The organism is Thiomonas intermedia, assembly GCF_002028405.1.
GTDB classification, from domain to species: Bacteria; Pseudomonadota; Gammaproteobacteria; order Burkholderiales; family Burkholderiaceae_C; genus Thiomonas; species Thiomonas intermedia.
On sequence record NZ_CP020046.1, the window covers coordinates 400,893 to 421,710 of the forward strand.

Below are 20,818 nucleotides of genomic sequence, written 5' to 3' on the forward strand. Positions count from 1 at the left end.
CCTGCTCCTCCAGGGTCAGCTCCCGCGCCAGTTCAGGCCGGAAGTAGACCGGCCTGCCCTCGGTCTTGAAGTTCGTCACCCAGCCGGTGCCATCCTCGCGCAACAGATAGGCTGCGTCACCTCTTCCTGACGGCTGCTCACCCACGTCTGCGCGATGGATGCGCCCGTCGCCCTGCAAGCGTGCCGGATCGATCAGAACACCCTGGGTCAGAGCGAAATTGAGAAAGCTTGCCGGATTCATGTCCGTCAGGCCGCGCTGCCCTGATGCCCGTGACCGCCGTCAAAGATTGGCGCGATCCCCAGTTGCTTGCGCATGGTTTCCTCCAGGTCGAGGCCCCCTGATAGCGGGCCGACTCCTCGACTCTGCGAGGCGGGCCCGAAGTCAGGCCGCGCGCTCGATGTGGAAGCCTGCGCCAGCCGACCACCCCCGTACCGCGACGACCTCCTCGACCCGGCGCCCCGCCGGTGTGCGCGTGATCGACACCACGAGATTCACCGCCTCGGCTATGAGTTCCGGACTGGGCGGAACGCCGGCTTCCTGGATGAGCTGGCCGACGCGGATGAGGGCCGCACTGGCGTCGTTCGCGTGAACCGTGCCGACACCGCCCGGGTGCCCGGTGTTCCAGGCCTTGAGCAGCGCGAGTGCGCTGCCGTCGCGCACCTCGCCCACCACGATGCGGTCGGGCCGCAGGCGCATCGTGGCGCGCAGCAGGCGCGTCATGTCAGTGTTGTCGCTGGTGCGCAGGAACACGACGTTCTCGGCGTTGACCTGCAATTCACGGGTATCCTCGATCACGACCACACGGTGACCGGCGTCCAGCTTCGCGACTGCATCGAGAATGGCGTTGGCAAGCGTCGTCTTGCCCGTACCGGTGCCACCGCACACGAGGATATTGTGCCGCGCAGAGACGGCTGCTTCGATCGCTGTGCGCTGGGTGGCAGTCATGATCGCCTTGGACACATAGTCCTCGAGGGTAAAGACCAGGGTCGCCCTCTTGCGCAGCGCGAAGCTGGCGCGCTCAACGAGCGGCGGGACCAGCGCCTCGAACCGGCTTCCGTCCAGCGGCAGTTCGCACTCGAGAATCGGCCGCTCAGGGGTCACCACGGTGTCGAGCATGGCCGCAACCGTGTTGACGATGGTGAGCGCCCGTACGGCGTCGACGCGGCCCGCGCACGCCATGCCCGTTCCAAGTCGCTCAACCCAGAGTGTGCCGTCCGGATTGAGCATGATCTCGACGACCTGCGGGTCTCCCAGCAAGGTCAGGATTTCTGCGCCGATGGCCCGCCGCAGTGCTTCGGATTGGCGAGCTCGGGTTTGATCGCCCGCGTTGGTCACATCACATGCTCGGCATAGGCGATGCAGGGCGTCTTGGTCGCTGTGATGTCGATCCGCCAATTCATGTTTTTCCCAGTCCGCCGCCGGTAGTGCGAGCCATGCTTCGACTCGGCGGGGTGGGCCCTCATCTGTGGTGAAGATGGCCGGCCACAAATTGCGGAGGTCGCCGAGATTCACGGGCGCGCATGTGCGTTACATTTCCAATACTCAACCGCGTGGACGCTTCCATGGAACGCAAGACGGAAACCCTTAATCTCCGGGTCTCACCCGAGTTGAAGGAGCTGATTCGCTTGGCGGCGGAGCGAGAACACCGAACGCTGGCCAACTTCATAGAAGTGCTGGTCCGCGAGCACTGTGATGAACAAGGCATCAAGGCCCAGACAAAGAAGTCACAGAGCCGCTGAGTGACCAAACAGGGGAGAAACAGTGGACGTCTTCGAATTCCGAGAACACATCGTCGGCGAGTACGAGCAGTTCACGCGCAGCTTCACGCGCATTCGGTCCGACGACATTCGAGCCTTCGTCGACCAGGAGTACGACAGCCAGCGCTATTGGCCTGAGCCGCTCATCCAAATCAACCCGAATTACCGCTCAGGTGGCACTGTTGACGAGCTTGTCCAGGCAGGTCAGCTAAGCCCCGAGTGCTCGGACATCTTCCGGCTCGGCAAATCGGTCAGCTCAGTCGGCACAACGCTGCCGCTGCACAAGCACCAGGCCGAGGCCATCAGCCTTGCGCTGGCTGGCGAGAGCTACGTCCTAACCACCGGGACGGGCTCCGGAAAGTCCCTCAGTTATTTCATCCCCATCGTCGACGCCTGTCTAAAGGCGAAAAAGGCGGACCCCACGCCCCGCACACGCGCCATCGTCATCTACCCGATGAATGCGCTGGCGAACTCCCAACTCGAGGAGCTGAAGAAATTCCTGGGCGCCGCGCCGGCTGTGAGCTTCGGCCGCTACACCGGGCAGGAGTCGGACGACGAGCGTCAGGCCATGGCTGCGACGCCGCCGGACATCCTTCTGACCAACTTCATGATGCTCGAACTGTTGATGACCCGGCAGAACGACATCGACAAGGCGGTGATGCGCAATGCCAAGGACCTGCGCTTCCTGGTCCTCGACGAGTTGCACACCTACCGCGGGCGCCAAGGTGCGGATGTCGCACTTCTGGTGCGGCGCGTGCGTGAGGCCTTGTCCGACGAACTCATCTGCATTGGCACCTCGGCCACGATGGCATCCGAAGGCACGCAGATGGAACGCAATGCCGTCGTCGCGAATGTGGCCCGGCGCCTTTTCGGCACTCCCATCGCTGACCGCAACGTCATCACCGAGACGCTCCGTCGCACCACGCCCGAGAACCAAACCCTCGCCACCGTGCAGAGCGAGCTTGGCCCAGCGATCCGCGCTGGCGTCCCGCCGGACCTCAATTTCGAGGCCATGGCCGCGCATCCGATGTCGGTGTGGGTCGAGCTCACTCTGGGACTGACTTACGAGGACGACAAGCCGCGCCGCGCACGGCCTCGCACCTTGGCGGATGCGTCGCAACTACTGCACGAGGCGTCCGGCGAATCTGTCGAGAGCTGTCTGGCCTACCTGCAGCACTTCATGCTGCGCGCCTACGCTGTCACCGATGGCGCCGGCAAGAGCCTGTTCGCGTTCAAGCTGCACCAGTTCATTGCCGGCGGGGGCAAGGTCTACACGTCTCTTGAGCCGCCGGGCCATCGGGCCATTACGCTGGACGGCCAGCAGTTTGTCTCGGGCGACGACGAGCGCCAGCGCAGGTACTACCACGTCCACTTCTGCCGCGACTGCGGCCAGGAGTACATCCCTGTCTGGGACACCGACGGCCCTGAGGGGCGTGCCTTCGACGTCCGCAGCATCGACGAGCGCCAGCACGACGACGACCAGGTGAAGTTCGGCTTCCTGATGCCCGACGGTCGCGGCCTCTGGGAACCGGAGGCCCTGGAACGCTACCCCGAGACCTGGCTGGAAGAGCGTGCCGATGGCGAGTGGCGCATCAAGTCCGGCCAGCGCAAGTTCGTGCCACAGACCGTCAGGGTTCGCCCTGACGGGGTTACGACGGCAGACAGCGGCCTGCAGGCCTGGTTCATCCCCGGCGCTTTCCGCTTCTGCTTGGCATGCGGAGTCTCGCACGCCTCCTCGGGCAAGGATGCCCTGCGCCTCACCTCGCTCTCCGGTGAGGGCCGCAGCTCCGCCACGACGATGCTCACGCTGTCGGCGCTGCGCTACCTCTACGAGCAGGACCAACAACTGTCTGCCGAAGCCAAGAAGGTGCTGGGCTTCTCCGACAACAGACAAGATGCCGCGCTGCAAGCGGGTCACTTCAACGACTTCCTGCAGGTGCTTCTGACACGTGCAGCGCTGCTGTTCGCTGTGCAAAAGGGCGGAGGCCAGGCCCTGTCGGAACGCGAGGTCGCCAACGCGGTATTCGAGGCCCTGGGATTCCACCGTGACGACCCGGCTGTGCGCGCCGAGTACATGCAGCAGCCCGAAGTCAAGGGCAACACCCGTCGGCAGGTCCAGGAGGCCATGCGCGGCATTCTGGGCTACCGCACGTACTTCGACCTGCGGCGCGGCTGGCGTTTCAATAACCCAAATCTTGAGCAGCTGGGCCTGATCCGAATCGGCTATCAGGACATTGCCGACCTCGCTGCCGACGCGGCCGAGTGGGAAGAGGCGCCGCAGGTCTTGCAGGCGGCCACCCCTGCCGAGCGCGCGGTGGTGCTGCGCGCTCTGTTCGACTTCATGCGCCAGGGCCTGTGCATTGCCACGCGTTACCTCGACCGCACCGAACTCGAACAGTTGCGCACGCAGAGCTACGCCAACCTGCGCGAGCCCTGGGGCTTCACAGAAGACGAGCGCCCCTTGCCAGCCCGTTGGTTCGTCACCTCTCGCCCCAGCGAAGAGACCGACCGCCGTGGACGCCGCATTCAGATCGAAGATTTTCTGGTCATCGGCTCCAGTCGCTCGCGCCTGGGCAAGCAATTGCGCCAAGGAAGCACATGGGGTGGCGGCAACCCGTATTACAAACACATCAACGACCAGACCTACCCTGAGGTCGTCGGGGCGCTGCTGAAGGCAGCGGAGTCCTACGGGATGGTCAAGCGCGAGGAAACGGATGTCGGCCTTACCGGCTGGCAGCTCAACGGTACCGCCTTGCTCTGGGAAGTCGGCCCGGGCCAGAGTCAACGCCAGGCCGAGGACAACAAGTTTTTCCGAGGTCTGTACCGCAACATCGCTGGGCTGCTAACCAGCCCTGTGCACCAACTCTTCGATTTCGAGGCACGTGAGCACACCGCTCAGGTCGAGCAAGACGACCGCCTCGAGCGCGAGGCTCGGTTCCGATACACCGACAAAGATCGCGACGAGTGGCGCAAAAAGAACGGCACCGAGCTCGAATGGCTACCCGTGCTGTTCTGCTCCCCGACCATGGAGCTTGGCGTTGACATCTCGTCGTTGAACACGGTCTACATGCGCAACGTGCCGCCCACGCCGGCCAACTACGCGCAGCGCAGCGGCCGAGCCGGGCGAGCAGGCCAGCCGGCCCTGGTCATTACTTACTGTGCAAGCCAGTCTCCGCACGACCAGTACTACTTCCGCGACCCTGTCCGGATGGTGCATGGGCAGGTCAACGCGCCTACGCTGGACCTGGCCAACCTGGAGCTGGTCAAGAGCCACATGCACGCCATCTGGCTGGCTGAAACCGGCAAGCGCCTGGGTAATAGCGTGCGCGACCTGCTGGACATGAGCGAGCCGGAAAAGTTGCCGATCACCGAGGAGATGGCCATCGACCTCGACAAGGCCGAGGCCAAGAAGCGGGCCCATCAGCGCGGACTCAAGGTGCTGGGCATGTTGTCCAGCGAGTTGACCGCTAAGAACGCGCCCTGGTACAGCGAGCACTGGGCCGAAACCGTCTTCCAGCGGGCCTACAACGAGTTCGACGGTGCACTACAGCGTTGGCGCGACCTGTACCGTGCCACGGCACAGGCCATCGAGCTGAACTTCAAAATCGAGAACAACCCCGCTGCCAGCGAACGCGAGCGCCGCGAGGCCCAGCAGCGGCACAACGAGGCCCGCAAGCAACGCGACCTGCTGCTGGCCGGCGACAGCGCCTTCAACAGCGACTTCTACACCTACCGCTACCTCGCCAGCCAGGGCTTCCTGCCCGGCTACAACTTCCCGCGGTTGCCACTGCTGGCTTACCTACCCGCGCGCCGCGGCTCCATTGGCCGCGAGAGTTTCCTGTCCCGCCCCCGTTTCCTCGCGCTGGGCGAGTTCGGCCCCTATAGCCTGATCTACCACGAAGGCAGCCAGTACCGCGTTACCAAGGCACTACTCACCATCACCGGGCAGGACCAAGTCAGCGATGGCGCCCGGCTGCCCACGGAAGTCGCTCGTCTGTGCCCGTCCTGTGGTTATGGCCATTTTCGCTCGCAGCGCGATGCCGACCGTTGCGTCTCCTGCGGCGCCTCCCTGTCTGACGCGCCCGAGGTCAAGAACCTCTACCGCATCGAAAACGTCTCGACCAAGCGGGCCGAGCGCATCACCGCGAATGAGGAAGAACGAGTCCGCCAGGGCTACGAGATGCAGACCACGCTGCAATTCGCCGAGGCCGAAGGCAAGCTACAGATGGTCACCACGGTCGTTGAGGACGACCAGGGACCACTCCTGGAGATGCAGTACGGCCCAGCCGCGACGGTCTGGCGCATGAACTTCGGCTGGCGCCGCCGCAAGGAAAAGGCCATTCAGGGTTTCATGATGAACCCGGTCACCGGCCACTGGGTTGGCGGCGTAGACGACGGCAACGGCGAAACAGAGACCGAAGGCGAAGCCCCGCCTGACAAGACACCGCCGCAGCGCATCGTCCCCTACGTCGAGGACCGTCGAAACATTCTCATCGTGCGTCCACACCATCGGTTGGGCGTTCTCGAGGCGGAGACCCTGACCACGCTGCAGTACGCACTCAAGCGAGGCATCGAGGCGGTCTACCAGCTCGAAGAAAGCGAGCTGATGGCCGAGCCACTTCCCACGCGCGACAACCGCCAGTCCATCCTGCTGTTCGAGGCTGCAGAGGGGGGCGCGGGCGTGCTGACTCGCCTGGCCACCGAACCCGAGGCTCTTTCAGCTGTCGCCGCCAAGGCGTTGGAGGTTATGCACTTCCAGCCTCCGCCTGTCGGACAAGGTTGGTCTCGCAAGGCATTGACCGAAGAACTCGACCACGACGGCAAGCCACTCTGCGAGGCCGGCTGTTACCGCTGCCTGCTCTCCTATTACAACCAGCCTGACCACAGGCTCATCGACCGCAAGGACAAGGCCGCCGGCGGGTTGCTGCTGGACGTCCTCTGCCGCCTGACCGTGGCCCGGGCGCATCAGGGCACCCAGGGACGAGCGCCGCAGGAGCACGACGCCGAGCTGGCCCGAACGGCGGGCAGCTCGTTGGAGCGGGCTTGGCTGGAACATGTGAACGAGCACGGATACCGCAAGCCTGACCGTGGGCAGCACACGCTTGCCAGCGCCAACGCCTGTGCCGACTTCTTCTACGACGATCTGAATCTCGCCGTGTTTGTCGACGGCCCCCATCACGAGACTGCAACCCAGCGTGCCACGGATGCAGCCATCGACCGCACGCTCGACGAACTGGGTTACCTGGTGGCGCGTTTCCCCAAGGAGCAGGCTCGCTGGCCTGACATCTTCAAGAACAACGCCGACCTTTTCGGCCCGGGCAAGGCCTGACACCACATGAATGCTCCGACGCTGGAATTTCTTCCAGGTAGCCTGGTTGCGGCTCGCGGCCGCGAATGGATCGTCCTGCCGGAATCCGACACGCAGACGCTTAGGCTTCGCCCCCTGGGCGGAGGCGAACACGACGAGACACTCATCTATCTCCCCCTGGAGCGCCAGCCCGTACAGCCAGCCACCTTTCCCTGGCCGAGCGTTGCGCAAGCCCGCAACCACTCCGCCAGCCAACTGCTTCTGGACGCGCTGCAGCTCAAGCTGCGCAGCGGCGCCGGCCCCTTCCGCAGCTTCGGCAATATTGCCGTGGAGCCGCGCGCCTACCAGCTCGTGCCGCTGCTGATGGCGCTGAAGCTGCCCACCGTGCGCCTGCTGATTGCCGACGATGTCGGGATCGGCAAGACCATCGAAGGCGCGCTCATCGCCCGTGAGCTGCTCGACCGCGGCGAAATCCAGCGCCTGGCGGTGCTATGCCCTCCGCACCTGTGCGAGCAGTGGCAACGCGAGCTGGCCGAGCGCTTCCACATCCCTGCCGTGGTGGTGCGCTCCAACACCGCGGACCGCCTGGAGCGCGACTTGCTGCCGGGCACCTCGGTCTTTCATGCCAACCCCTACACCGTGGTGAGTCTGGACTACATCAAGTCCGAGCGCCGCCGCGAGGCCTTTCAGCGTTTCTGCCCCGAGTTCGTCATCGTCGACGAGGCGCACACCTGCACACAGGCCGGCCAGGGCCGCCAGCAACGCTACCAGTTGCTCAAGGGCCTGGCAGCCGATGCAACGCGCCACCTGGTCCTGCTGACTGCCACGCCGCACAGCGGCGACGAGGAAGCCTTCTTCAATCTGCTCGGCTTGCTCAACCCCGACTTCACGCAGTTGAAGGACCTCCCGGCAGGTCAGCGCGGTGATCTGCGCGAGGACCTGTCCCGGCATTTTGTCCAACGCCGCCGGCCCGACATCGCTGAGTGGCAGGACACCTCGATGTTCCCCGAACGGCGCATCGCCGAAATCACCTACAAGCTCACCGGCGCCTGGGGCCAACTGTTCAACGACGTGCTTGCCTATGCGCGCGAACTGGTTGAGCGCTCCGAAGGCCAAGGCATGCGCGAACAGCGCATGAACTGGTGGGCGGCACTGGCGCTTCTTCGCTGTATTTCATCGTCTCCGGCGGCAGCGGTCAACGCGTTGCGAACACGCCTGCAAGGCGCACTGAGCGAGGCTAACGGCACGGACGCCGCGTCCCTGGAGGAGTTCGAAGCCCAGGTCAGCGACCGCGTGCTGGACGGCACTGACGATGCCCTTTCCACCGACGACATCGAGCCCGGCGCCCAGACCGAGGACAGCCAGCGGCTACAAGCACTGATGGCAAGCGCTGCAGCCCTGGCCGGCCAACAGAATGACCCCAAGCTCGCCAAGCTGCAGGAGCACCTCGCTCTGCTGCTGAAGGAGGGCTTCCAGCCCGTCGTTTTCTGCCGCTACATCGCGACGGCGCACTACTTGGCGACCGCGCTAGGAGAGAAATTCAAGGCCGCCGCTGTAAAGGCGGTGACAGGGGAATTGACGCCCGCCGAGCGCGAAGACGCCGTCGAGCAACTGGCCGACAGCGAAGCCCGCATACTGGTCGCCACTGACTGCCTGTCGGAGGGAGTCAACCTGCAAAGCCTGTTCACCGCCGTTGTTCACTACGACCTGAGCTGGAATCCGACCCGTCACGAACAACGTGAGGGCCGCGTCGACCGCTTCGGCCAGAAGGCCCGTGAGGTGCGCAGCACCATGCTCTATGGCGAAGACAACCCGGTCGACGGCGCAGTGCTGCAGGTCATCCTGCGCAAGGCCGAGAGCATCCGCAAGGAACTTGGCGTCCTCGTTCCCATGCCCGACAACGAGGGCAAGCTCACCCAGGCACTGATGAACGCGGTGCTGCTACGCAAAGGTACGCTCAACGCTCAGTCGCAGCTGGACCTGTTCGGTGAACCCGCCAAGGAAATCGAACTCGCCTGGCAAAGCGCCAAGGAAAAGGCCAAGCAGAACCGCAGCATCTTTGCGCAACGTCGGCTGAAGCCAGAAGACGTCCTGCCCGAATGGCGCAAGTCTGCCGCAGTGCTGGGAGGAGAGACCGAGGTCGAGCGCTTCGTCAGTCGAGCCGCGGCCCAACTCGGTGCACCGCTGCAGCCCATGAAGCAGCACTTCAAGCTGCTGACCGCACATCTGCCCGAGACCGTGCGCGAGCGCCTTGCCGCCGAGGGGGTGTCCGACACCCTGCGCATCGACTTTCACCAGCCCGCCGCCCAGGGCGCCATCGTCATGCACCGCACGCATCCGCTGGTGTCCGTGCTGGCCGACATGTTGCTGGAACAAGCCCTGGACGAATCCACGGCCGTCATTGATGACGCCCCCGTAGCCCGCGCCGGCGCCGCCTTCGTGCAAGGCGTGTCGCTCAAGACCACCGTGCTGCTGTTGCGCATCCGCCATCAACTCACGGTCACCTTCGGCAGCCAGACGCGCCTGCTGATGTGCGAGGAAGCCGTCGCCGTTGCCGCCAGCGGCGCCAACCCATTCGCCGAACTCCCACCCGATATGACGCGCCAACTGCTTGGCGCTGAAGCCACGCGCAACATGCCCGCGCCGCTGCGCGACCGCCAATTGCAGACTGCGCTCGACGCCCTGCCCGACTGGCAGCCGCAGCTCGAAGCAATGGCCAAGGGCCGAGCACAGGCGCTGCTGGCCGACCACCGGCGCGTGCGCGAGGCCGCCGAAGGCCGCGGCAGCTATCAGGTCACCGCCAGCCTGCCAGTGGACGTGATGGGTCTTTACGTGCTGCTGCCAGACGCTGCTGCCGCGACCAACGGAATGGGAGCCTGAGACCATGGCCAAGCGCCCCATCCACCAGCTCGCCTATCGCGCCATCCGCGTCGAAGGCGGCCTCATCCCTGCCGAGGAACTAACCCGCCTCACCTTGCTTGCCGACCCCAAGGCCAGCGAGCAGACCGAACCGCAGTACCGTATCAACAAGGGCTTGAAGCTGCGCGACGAAATCGCCCGCGACTTCAAGATTGCGCTCACCCTCTGGCAGGACTTCCAGGCCCTGCGCCGCCGCCAGGACGTTCAGGCACACGAAGTCACCCTACGCGAATGGCTACTACCGCTGCTGCGCGAGGTGTTGCACTTTACCGATGCAGCCCGCTGCCCAGCCATCGAACATGCGGACCACCAGTACGCCATCGGCCACGCGGGCAACGGTGGCCACGTGCCGTTGGTTCTCGCCGGATTCGACCAACCGTTGGATCTGGCAGCCGAGCGCTTCGGCGAGCTCAACCCCGATACCGGCAAGACCCGCCGCCGCAGCCCCTTCATGCTGGCGCAGGAAGCGCTCAACGCCAGCGATGCGTCGCTCTGGGCCATCGTCAGCAACGGCCTGACGCTGCGCATCCTGCGCGACAACGCCAGCCTCACCCGCCCGGCCTACATTGAGGTCGACCTCGAAGCCCTGTTCACCGAAGAGCTGCTGGCCGATTTCAGCGCCTTCTGGCTGCTGGCCCATGCCTCACGCTTCGGCAGCACCGACGCGCCGCCCTCCGACTGCCCCTGGGAACGCTGGCGTGCCGCTGGACAGCAAGCCGGCGTCACCGTGCGCGGCAAGCTGCGTTACCAAGTGGCCGAGGCGCTGCGCGCCCTGGGCACTGGCTTTCTCTCTCACCCTGCCAACGGCGCTTTACGCACCGCGCTACAAGGTACTGAACATGGATACGACCGCCAAGCATTCTTCGAGGAGCTGCTTCGCCTGGTCTACCGCCTCATCTTCCTGGCCACGGTCGAAGACCGCCGGGACCGCGGCACCGGCGAGCGCTTGGTCTTCGCCCCCGACGCCGGTGACGAGGCCAAAGCCCGCTACCTGGCCGGATACTCGCTCACCTGGCTGCGCGAGCGCGCCGTGCGCCGCAGCGAGCACGACCGCCACGCCGATCTCTGGCAGGCACTGACCATCACCTTCGGGGCACTGGCCGGTGGCCAGCCGGCTCTGGGCCTGCCCGCTCTTGGTGGCCTGTTCGAAGTCGACCAGTGCCCGCGACTGGACGCCGCCCAGCTCGACAACCGCCACCTTCTGGCCGCCGTGTTCCAGCTTGGCTGGTTCCGCGCTGAAGGCGGCCTCTCACGCGTCAACTACCGCGACATGGGCCCGGAGGAGCTGGGAAGCGTCTACGAGAGCCTGCTGGAGCTGGTGCCCGACCTGCAGGGCCTGGCGACTCCCACGACCGCCCGCCTGGCCTTTGTCGGCGACGATGGGACAGATGCCAGCACCAAGGGCAACAACCGCAAGCTCACGGGCAGCTACTACACGCCCGACAGCCTGGTGCAGGAGCTCATCAAGAGCGCGCTGGAGCCCGTCATCGCGCAGACGGTAAAGGCCAACCCCGAACGCCCGGTGGAAGCGCTGCTCGCGCTGACCGTGTGCGACCCAGCCTGCGGCAGCGGCCACTTCCTGCTCTCCGCCGGGCGGCGCCTGGCCGACGAAGTGGCGCTACACCGCGCCGCGGCCGAGCGCGAAGGCGGCGCCTCCACGCCCGCAGATTTCCGCCACGCGCTGCGCGACGTGGTGAGCCACTGCCTCTACGGCGTAGACAAGAACCCCATGGCCATCCAACTGGCCAAGACGGCGCTCTGGCTGGAGGCCTACTCGCCCGACAGACCGCTGAGCTTTGTCGACCACCATCTGCGCGTGGGCGATGCGCTGCTGGGGGTGCTGGATCCCAAAGTGCTGGAAGACGGCATCCCCGACGAGGCCTACACCGCCCTCTCGGGCGACGACAAGGCCGCGGCCAGCGCCCTGAAGAAGCAGAACAAGGCCGACCTGAAGAGCTGGCGCCAGATTGCCGCCGGCGACCTGTTGACCCAGGCTGGCCTGGCCGCGCAAGCTGTCAACGTCGAGACGCTGGACGACGACACGCCCGAGCATCTGACCGCCAAACGCCAGGCCTGGGCAACGGCGCAGGCCCAGGCGCACCGCAGCACCTTCGCTCGCTTGACCGACACCTACGTGGCCGCCTTTCTGGCACCCAAGCTAGCCGGGGCTGGTGACTCCGTTCCGCTGTCGGGCGACTTGTGGGGCGTGCTGAGCGGACAAGCTCCCAGGGTTGAGATGGAAGCCGTCGCCCAGGCGCTGTGCCGGCAGCACAGTGTCTTCCATTGGTGGCTGGCCTTCCCGCAGGTGGCTGCAGCAGGCGGATTCAGCGTGATGCTGGGCAACCCCCCGTGGGAGCGGATCAAGCTGCAGGAGGCAGAGTTCTTCGCCACGCGCAGCCCGCTGGTGGCCACGGCCAAGAACAAGGCCGAGCGGGCACAGCGCATCGAATGGTTGCGTGAGGGCGTGCTCCTGCACCGCGTGAACCCCGACCTTGAACATGCCGAGGGCCTGACGCCGCCCAACCGCGCCGAGATGGCGCTGTATGGCAGTTTTATTGCCGCGCGCCGGGGTGCCGAGGCGGCCAGCCTTTACGCCCATGACAGCCGACGCTACCCACTAACCGGCGTGGGTGACGTCAACACTTATGCGCTGTTCGCTGAGACGTTCTGGCAGGCGACAGCTTCGCGCGGACAAGCTGGATTCATCGTACCGACGGGCATCGCCACTGACGACACAACCAAACAATACTTCCAAGCCGTCGCAGCCAACTTGAGGCTTGCGAGCTTGATCAGCTTCTACGAAGTGCGAAAGTGGTTTCCTGCAACAGACGAGCGAAAGCCGTTCTGCCTGCTCACCATCGGTCAAGCAGACTCCGCAAACTTCATTTTTGACGTACACGGAATCGAGGACCTGCAAGAACGCAGAAAGTGGTACGAACTCTCTGCGGCAGACTTCCGGGCACTAAACCCAAACACGCAGACTTTGCCAACGTTCCGTAGCGAGCACGACGCTGAGCTGACCAAGAAGCTCTACCGCGCTGCGCCCGTGCTCATCGCGGAGGCCACGACCGATGACGACGGCAAGCTGGTGCAGTCCGAGACTAACCCGTGGGGCATTTCGTTCCAGCGGATGTTTGACATGTCCACGGATAGCGGCATGTTCGCCGGCACGCCCGCCTCCGCTGGCCAGCCCGCACGCCTTCCCCTGTACGAAGCAAAGATGATTCACCAGTTTGATCACCGCTGGGCAACCTATGTGGAGGGCACCAGCGGTGCTGGGAGCGAAGTGGAAACCACCGATGTCAGCGATGCGCAGAAGGGCGACCCTGCCTGCACGGTGCGACCGCGCTACTGGGTGGACGAGCGCGAGGTATCGGCCCGAATCGCCCGCGTACCCACGCGTGTGGCGCGTGCCTGGATAGCTCTGCATGCCGCCTGGGAGGCGAGAGATGCGACCGTCCTGGACGCCACGCTGGCCAACCTGTTGCTGGCACTGGGCCAATGGGTGGTGGGCGAGCTATTTCATCGCGCGGCTGGCGCCGCCCCCGCTGTCGGCGGTTGGGGGCCAACCCAAGTCCAGCCCCACATCACATCCATCGAGGTGCAACTCAAGACGCGGTTTCCGCGCCTGAATGACGTGCTGCGCGGCGAGGGCCTAACGACCAAGAGAGCCCTCACCGATTTCCCCAAATGGGCTACGCAGAAACAGGATGCACGACTGGGCGACGATGAGCTTGCGGCCTTGGCCGAGGCCCTTCGCGTCGGTGAACTAGCCAAGGCGCTGCGCACACTTCTCGACGGCTGGATGGACGTTCGAAGCCCGAGATGGTTGATGGGCTGGCGGGATATCACCAATGCAGCGGCGGAACGAACAGTCATTGCGTCGGTGGTGCCGAGGGTGGGCGTTGGCAACAAGATTCCGCTCTTCTTCCCTCGAAGCAACGTAACTGCCGACCAAGCTGCCGCGTTCCTCGGTAATCTGGCCGCGATGACCCTCGACTTCGTTGCTCGACAGAAGATTGGCGGAACCACGTTGAACTACTTCTACATGAAGCAATTCCCAGTTCTTCCCCCTGAGCGCTACTCGGACGCCGACCTCGCCTTCATCGTCCCCCGCGTCCTCGAGCTCACCTACACCGCACATGACCTGCATGCCTGGGGCCAGGACCTCGCCGCCTACGACCCGCGCCCCGCCACCGAGCAGGGTCAACCATTCGCCTGGAATCCCGCGCGGCGCGCCCAACTTCGCGCCGAGCTCGACGCCTACTACGCCCGCCTCTACGGCATCACCCGCGACGAGCTGCGCTACATCCTCGACCCCAAGGACGTGATGGGCCCCGACTACCCCAGCGAGACCTTCCGGGTGCTGAGGGATGGCGAGATGCGCGCATTTGGGGAGTACCGGACGCGGAGGCTGGTGTTGGAGGCCTGGGACGAGCAGGCCAGCATGTCACCTGCATCGCAACCGGCTCGCGTGTCGTACTCCGCGCAAGGGATGATTCGCAACGCCGAGGAAGGCAGGCTGGCCGGCCTTGTGGCTGCGCTGGTTGCAGCGCGAACGGAAAGCAGTTCGTTGGTCGAGATCCAGTCGGCGGTGGCCGCCATGACGTCGGCAGAGCACTATCTGAACCCGGTTGATGGCTTGCATTTCGGTGCCCTACGGGATTCGATTGATATTGCATACGTGGCGCCGCTCCTGGCCCGCGTTCTGCCGATCGTTCAGCGCCTCGAGGCCGCCGGCGTGCTCGTTCGTTCCACTCAGGGCGGAGTGCCGAACTTCACGCGTGGCACCGGAACGCCTCCAGGCGACATCATCCAATTGCCGGAACAGTCCGAAGCCGCTCGGCTTCTTTGGGTGGCCGAAGCCCGCCGCGTGGAGTTGGAGGAAGCGAGAAGCGTTGCCGCACCCGCAGGCCCCGAGGCAACTGGCACGGAGTAAGAGAGCGCGATGTCCGCCTGGCTCAACGCACATGAACCGGTCCGCGCTCAACCCAGGCTATGGGTTGAAACGATATGGCTGCTCGAATCGCGTGAGCCGCTGGTGTTCACACGCACCATCAACCTGCACGCCGGGCTGAACATTGTCTGGGCTAAGGAGTCCGCTTCGAACGACGCATCGGGATTGGCGAGCGCAGGTCACGGCGTCGGAAAGACCTCGCTGTGCCTGTTGCTGAGGTACCTGCTGAGTGACGATGCGCCGGCCATCGCCACTCTGCGCAGCAACGCCGCTGGTAGCTTTCCCAAAGGCGGGGTGGCGGCCAAGGTCCATGTGGATGGCGCTGTCTGGCTAGTCTTCCGGCCATACGGCCTGTACAGCCACTCCATGGCCGCGCAATGCGACGCTCTGGACCAGTTGCTCGATGGCACGGCCCCGAACGACTTCGACGGCTACGGCGGTGCTCTGGAGCAGTTCTCGATTGGCCGGCTCGCGGCCCGCTCGTTGCCAGGGACAAATCAGCTGCTCGAGTGGCGCCATCTACTCGCCTGGTGCATCCGGGAACAGCGAACCCGATTCGACGGCTTCTACCACTGGCGCGAAGGCGAAGGCCTGGGCTTCAAGCGGTCGCGGCGAGACCCGCCGCTGCTGGTCGGCTCGGTACTGGGGCTGTTGGACCAGGAGTCGGACCAGTTGCTGCGTGACATCGAGGCCAAGCAGAAGCAGGTCGAACAGTGGAAGGAGCACATCCCTGAGCTCGAAAGAGCGCCGGCCTTTGCGCTGACCCATGCCGACCGCCAGTTGAGGTTGAAGGTGCGGGCGGAAGAGGACGAACCCGTTTTCGCGACCACGGTCGGTGAATCGGTCGAGTCTCGTGTTCAATCGGCTCTGCAGGCCGCCGAGCAAGACGAGAACCGATTGGAATGCGAAGCGGCTCAGGCGGAGGATGTTCTGGCCGAGGAACATGTGCGCCTGCGTGAGCTGACCAAAGCCCGCGACCTGGCGAAGCTTGACACCGAGATCGCCAAAGCCCTGGTCGACGCGAAGCATGACGACTTCGAGCGGCTGAGCAAGGTTCGCGACCGGTTGGCTGGCCTGGAGGGGCGTTGCGACCCAGGAAATGTCGAGTTCAGCGCGTGCGAGTACGTCCAACAGAACAAGAGCGCCGTCAACATGACCTGGTTCCAGGACAGCCGACAGGCCAAGGCCGACGCCACCTTGCTTGCCGAACGCTATCAGGCCTGCCAAGGCGTCTTCGACAAGGCCGAGAAAGCGGTCTCTGACCAAGCGCAACTCATCTCCAAGATGAAGGCTGACCTTCGCCGATTGCGAGTTCGTGTTGCCACCAGTGAGAGCACACGGACGTTCTTGAAGGAGTCGTGGGATGATCTTCAGGTGAAGCACACCCAAAGAGCCCAGGGCAGTGACACGGCCGAGCTAGTCGAGGCGCGGCGGCAACTTCAGGAGCTCGAAGCAGCGCTGGGCACCCTTCGGACGGCCGAAGTCAGCCGAAGGTCTCAGCAGTCGTCGAGAGTCGATGCCATCAAGAGCATGACGGCGGCCGTCTCGACCAGACTTCTTGGAGCCGCAGGACAGGCGCGATTTGTTCCGGGCCATGAGACTCGGCCCTTTGAAGTGGCGCGCGGCGGCGAGGCCTACCAGGTGCTGGAGGTTTTGCTCGGCGACGTCGTGTGCCTGCTCGACTCGGCGGTGTCGGAGGTCAGCAACCACCCAGGTTTTCTGGTTCACGACTGCCCACGCGAGGCGGATATGAGCGAGCGTCTGTACCGGGAGTTCTTCCTCGCCGCAGTCGAGGCGGCTGCGCAGCTTGGTCGGGATGGTTCGGTGCCGTTTCAGTTCATTGTCACAACAACATCGGCGCCGCCCGAAGAACTGGGCGGGCCGCTGCACGTCGTCCTGGAACTAACGCCGGGTGCCGATGAGTCCCTCTTGTTCAAGCGACAACTCGCGCCGGAGCTGCCCGGATTTGAGCTGGCTTGATTTCCCTGTATCCGAGGATTCCCGGGCCCGACGAAGCAAGCACGACGTGAACAAACCATGAGCCTGATTCTAGAAAAGTACCTGTTCCTCGCCCCTCGGCTGGAATACCTCAGCGACCCAGTCGTTTTATCGCTGGCATGGAAGAAGGCGTCCGCCTACGTTCGCAGGCACAACTGGTATGCCGACACCCTCGAGCTGGATAGTTCCGGGCTCGACCTGGAAAAACTGACGCAAGCATGGGCGGCCGAGCTCGGCGCTGGCACGTTCGAACCTGAGCCGGCACGACTAGTACCTGCGCCGAAGAACGGTCGCTGGGGCTTTCGTCCCAACTTTCCAGGCGGTTGGGGTCCTGTTCCACACGATGACAGCGACGAAGCGCCCGAACCTGTGGCGCTTCGTCCGTTGGCACATCTCGGTGTCCGGGAACAGACAGCAGCAGCAGGCGTCATGCTCTGCTTGGCCGATTGCGTCGAATCTGCCCAAGGCAACCCTGGTATCGACTCGCTCGGCGCCCAAGCCAAGGGCGTCTTTAGCTACGGCAACCGGTTGTATTGCCGATGGTCGGCCGACGCCAAGGTCGCCCGCTTTGCGTGGGGCAGTGCGGACACATACAGCCGCTACTACCAGGACTACCAGCGCTTCGTTGCCCGCCCTCGCGAGGTGGCCTCCACGCTGGAAGCCGACGCCAATGCTCGTGGCGAGCGCATCTTTGTCATCAAGCTAGACCTGCACTTGTTCTTTGATGGCATCGACGTCGAGTTGCTCATTGCCAAGCTGCGCGCCGAGTACGCCAGGTTCAGAAGGGCCGTGCCCGCTCAACGCCCGGCCGACAAGGATTTCTGGAAAGCTGCGGCACGAATCCTCAAGCTGGAATGGGCACGGGCTGACGAACGACTGGCACCCTTGCTGAAAGGGGGAAGTCTTCCCCGAGGGCTGCCGCAGGGCTTAATGGCGAGTGGCTTTCTCGCTAACGCCTACCTGATTGATTTCGACCGGGCGGTAGGCCGCGCTTGCACTGAGGGGCACCGCGTGGAAGCAGGAGGTGTTCGAGTCTCCATTTGCGATTACTGTCGTTACGTGGACGACTTACGGTTGGTTGTCACCGTAGATGCAGACATTGCGCCATCCCAGTTCGAGGCCGCAGTGGCCTCGTGGGTGCAGGCAGAACTGGACAAATCCATCGGCGCAACTGCTGGCAAGGGTCGCTTGCGCCTCAACGAAAAAAAGACTGAGAGCGAACTGCTGACGCATGTGGCAGGTGCAACCAGCGTTGCAGCCCGCATGCGCCAAGTGCAGCAGCAGCTCAGCGGTCCCTTCGACTTGTCATCCCTTGAGGAGCTGGAAACTGCGTTGAACGGCCTATTGTCGATGGCTGAGACCGAGTCCTCCGAGTCCAGACGGCGGCAACCTGGCGAGCTGCCTCCACTGGCTGTGGTGTCGCGACCGCCCATAGACGTCCGTGACGATACCCTGACTCGGTTCGCGGCATACCGGCTGTGCAAGTCGCTGAGGCAGCGTAGATTGCTGGCGGATCTCAACGAAGCGCATGACGGGACGACGGTCGGAGACCTTCTCCTGCAGGACTTTGAGCTCACCGCTCGACGTCTAGTTGGCTCTTGGGCAGAGAACCCATCTTTGGTTCAGGTGCTGCGTTACGCATTTGACCTCTTCCCGAGCCCCGATCTGCTGCAGGACGTGCTCGATGCACTCGATAGAAAGTTGCAGGTCGCGGAACAGTTCCCGGATCAGGCAGCGGTTGCTTGGTACGTTCTGGCCGAGTTATTTCGCTCGGCAGCCACCGAGACGGGCAAACGGTGGGCGAACGACGTGGGCTTCGTTGTCGGTGACCTCCAAGGGTACCGGGGTAGTCTTGCTGCGTACGCGGAAGGGCAACTGCAGGTCGGAGGCAGCCCTTGGTATGTCCAGCAGCAGGCCGCTTTGCTTCTGGCTACGCTGAACTCGCCAACTCCATTGGTTGGCGACGACACCGAGCTGACCCGGTATCGGGCGCTGCACGACTATCTCGAAGGAACCGTTACTGTCGAATCGCTCCGCGAGCAGGATGTACTCGGCAGCGCCATCATCGGCTACCAGATCACTGGCGATGTAAAGCAGTTCGGGCGCTGGCTGAAGAAGTTTTCAGCGGTTGCTGGAAAAAGCGGTACGGTTCGCGCGTTCGAGCGCATTTACAGGGGAAACACTGCGCTTTTCGACGCCATCACAACTCCAGGCGCTGGTGCTGCGGCGAGGGCAAATGGCCTTGTCGGCCGTGAACTTGCGATGTACATCGACTCGCGCTGGGGCCTATCGCAAGCGCCGTTGTCGTCTACATGGATTCCGTTGAGCCGAGTTATCACTCATCCGACGCACCCCTTCCGACATGAGAACGCCCTGCTGAGGCTGGCCATCGGGGTTGCGGGTCTTCCGATCTGGGCTGAGCAATCTGAGTGCATGTACACGGTGTTCGACCTCGACATAAAGTGCTCTGCTTGGCAACTGCTCGATGACCCTGACGGCCCACCGCTACAGGTGCGTCTCGCACCGACTTCTGCTGCCCGATATGGTCCGCGGCAGGAAACGCCAGCCTGGTGCCGAAAGCCGCGGGCGTGGCAATACGCACTCGGTGCCATCCTTCGGGCCGCAGCGGTGGGTAACAATGACTTCACCCTGGGGTGGCGCCTTGGCGTTGATGAGCTCGGCTGGTACCGTGGATTGCCAAGCACGAGCGCCCGACGCCGACTCGGCATGCTGCATACCTCGCAAGCTCTGGGCGGCAGCGTGTCATCAGTTACGCCATGGTTCAGCGGCATGTTGAGCGCGCTTCTGCGATGGCCTGGAATTGAGGGCTGGGCGGATGAGCACGAAGCCGATAGAACGAGCACGCCGACTGAGTTGCTAGCCGTCCTTGAGCGACGGATCAATTTTCAGCGCGAGTTGTTCGGACGAGGTTCCGGTTCACCGGTTTATAGGTACCCCGTCTCGTGGCAGGCACGCAACTCACGCACATTGCGAATCGCAGTTTTGCAAGGCCTTTTGCCTGCGTTCGAGGATTTCACTGCAGGCCTGAATGCGCTGGACACCGCCCCGTACCGAGTACGGCACCGCAATCACACTGCGTCGCTGCTGAGGCTTGCTGCCAAGAAGCTTGAGGCATACGAAAGTCTACGCGGCAAACATCGCAAGCCGGCCGTTGATTTGGTCGTGATGCCGGAGTACGCGGTGCATGTTGACGACCAAGATCTACTGCGTGCCTTCTCGGATGAAACTGGGGCCATGCTTCACTATGGCCTTCTCGGCGCAAGGCACCCGGACAAAGGCGACCACACAAACGCGGCTCGATGGCTCATCCCTGTACGCTCGGCACGCGGACGTTCGTGGATTGAAGTCGACCAGGGAAAACTTCATCTGACGGACGATGAAGTGAAGCTCGGCGTAACGCAGTGGTGTCCTTATCGTATGGTTGTTGAGCTTCAGCTCGATGCCAATACCGCTTATCGGATGGTGGGCGCCATCTGCTATGACGCCACGGATCTTGCTTTGGCTGCGGATCTCAGGAACGAGTCGCATCTCCTCCTGGTGCCGGCGTTGAACAGGGATATCAAGACCTTCGACAGCATGGCAGCGGCGTTGCGGTACCACATGTACCAGCACGTCGTTATCTGTAACACGGGCGAGTTCGGCGGATCGACCGCGCAGGCCCCGTACGACGAGGAGCACCGTCGAACCATTTCCCATGCCCATGGCGCCGGGCAGATCGCGGTGGCTGTCTTTGAAGTGCAAATCGATGACTTTGGCCCTGAACTAAAGGCGATGAAAGAGGCAACAACCAAGTCAGTTAAGAAGCGCCTGGGGAAAACTCCCCCCGCCGGCCTGCAGAGACGAATCTAAAGAAGAAA

At 63.9% G+C, this 20,818-nt stretch carries 7 protein-coding genes; 6 read left to right on the forward strand and 1 reads right to left on the reverse strand.

Going from position 1 to position 20,818, the window contains the following annotated elements; translation table 11 throughout:
• Positions 1–382: 382 nt before the first annotated feature.
• A complete protein-coding gene (gene trbB, locus BVH73_RS01840) occupies positions 383–1,336 on the reverse strand; it encodes a P-type conjugative transfer ATPase TrbB (protein ID WP_154048395.1) in 954 nt (317 codons plus the stop codon).
• A 227-nt stretch (positions 1,337–1,563) separates the two neighbouring features.
• Between trbB and BVH73_RS01845 the strand changes: the two genes are divergently transcribed.
• From BVH73_RS01845 to BVH73_RS16015, 6 genes are read left to right on the forward strand one after another with little or no spacing between them, the layout of a single operon-like run.
• Positions 1,564–1,740, forward strand: a complete 177-nt coding sequence (locus tag BVH73_RS01845; protein ID WP_079420234.1) for a type II toxin -antitoxin system TacA 1-like antitoxin — start codon at positions 1,564–1,566, stop codon at positions 1,738–1,740.
• A gap of 22 nt (positions 1,741–1,762) precedes the next feature.
• Positions 1,763–7,087 (forward strand): DEAD/DEAH box helicase, encoded by a 5,325-nt coding sequence (locus BVH73_RS01850; RefSeq protein WP_079415602.1) that lies wholly within the window; start codon positions 1,763–1,765, stop codon positions 7,085–7,087.
• Between the two features lie 6 nt (positions 7,088–7,093).
• Entirely contained in the window at positions 7,094–9,946 is a 2,853-nt protein-coding gene (locus tag BVH73_RS01855; RefSeq protein WP_079415604.1) for a helicase-related protein, read from the forward strand.
• A 4-nt stretch (positions 9,947–9,950) separates the two neighbouring features.
• Positions 9,951–14,924, forward strand: coding sequence for an Eco57I restriction-modification methylase domain-containing protein (locus BVH73_RS01860; RefSeq protein ID WP_154048396.1), 4,974 nt, complete (start codon positions 9,951–9,953; stop codon positions 14,922–14,924).
• A 9-nt stretch (positions 14,925–14,933) separates the two neighbouring features.
• Complete coding sequence (locus BVH73_RS01865; RefSeq protein ID WP_079415606.1) at positions 14,934–16,922, forward strand: coiled-coil domain-containing protein; 1,989 nt, start codon at positions 14,934–14,936, stop codon at positions 16,920–16,922.
• A gap of 57 nt (positions 16,923–16,979) precedes the next feature.
• Positions 16,980–20,810 carry an RNA-directed DNA polymerase gene (locus tag BVH73_RS16015; RefSeq protein WP_079415607.1) on the forward strand — a complete coding sequence of 1,277 codons (3,831 nt, stop codon included), beginning with the start codon at positions 16,980–16,982 and terminating at the stop codon, positions 20,808–20,810.
• Positions 20,811–20,818 lie beyond the last annotated feature (8 nt).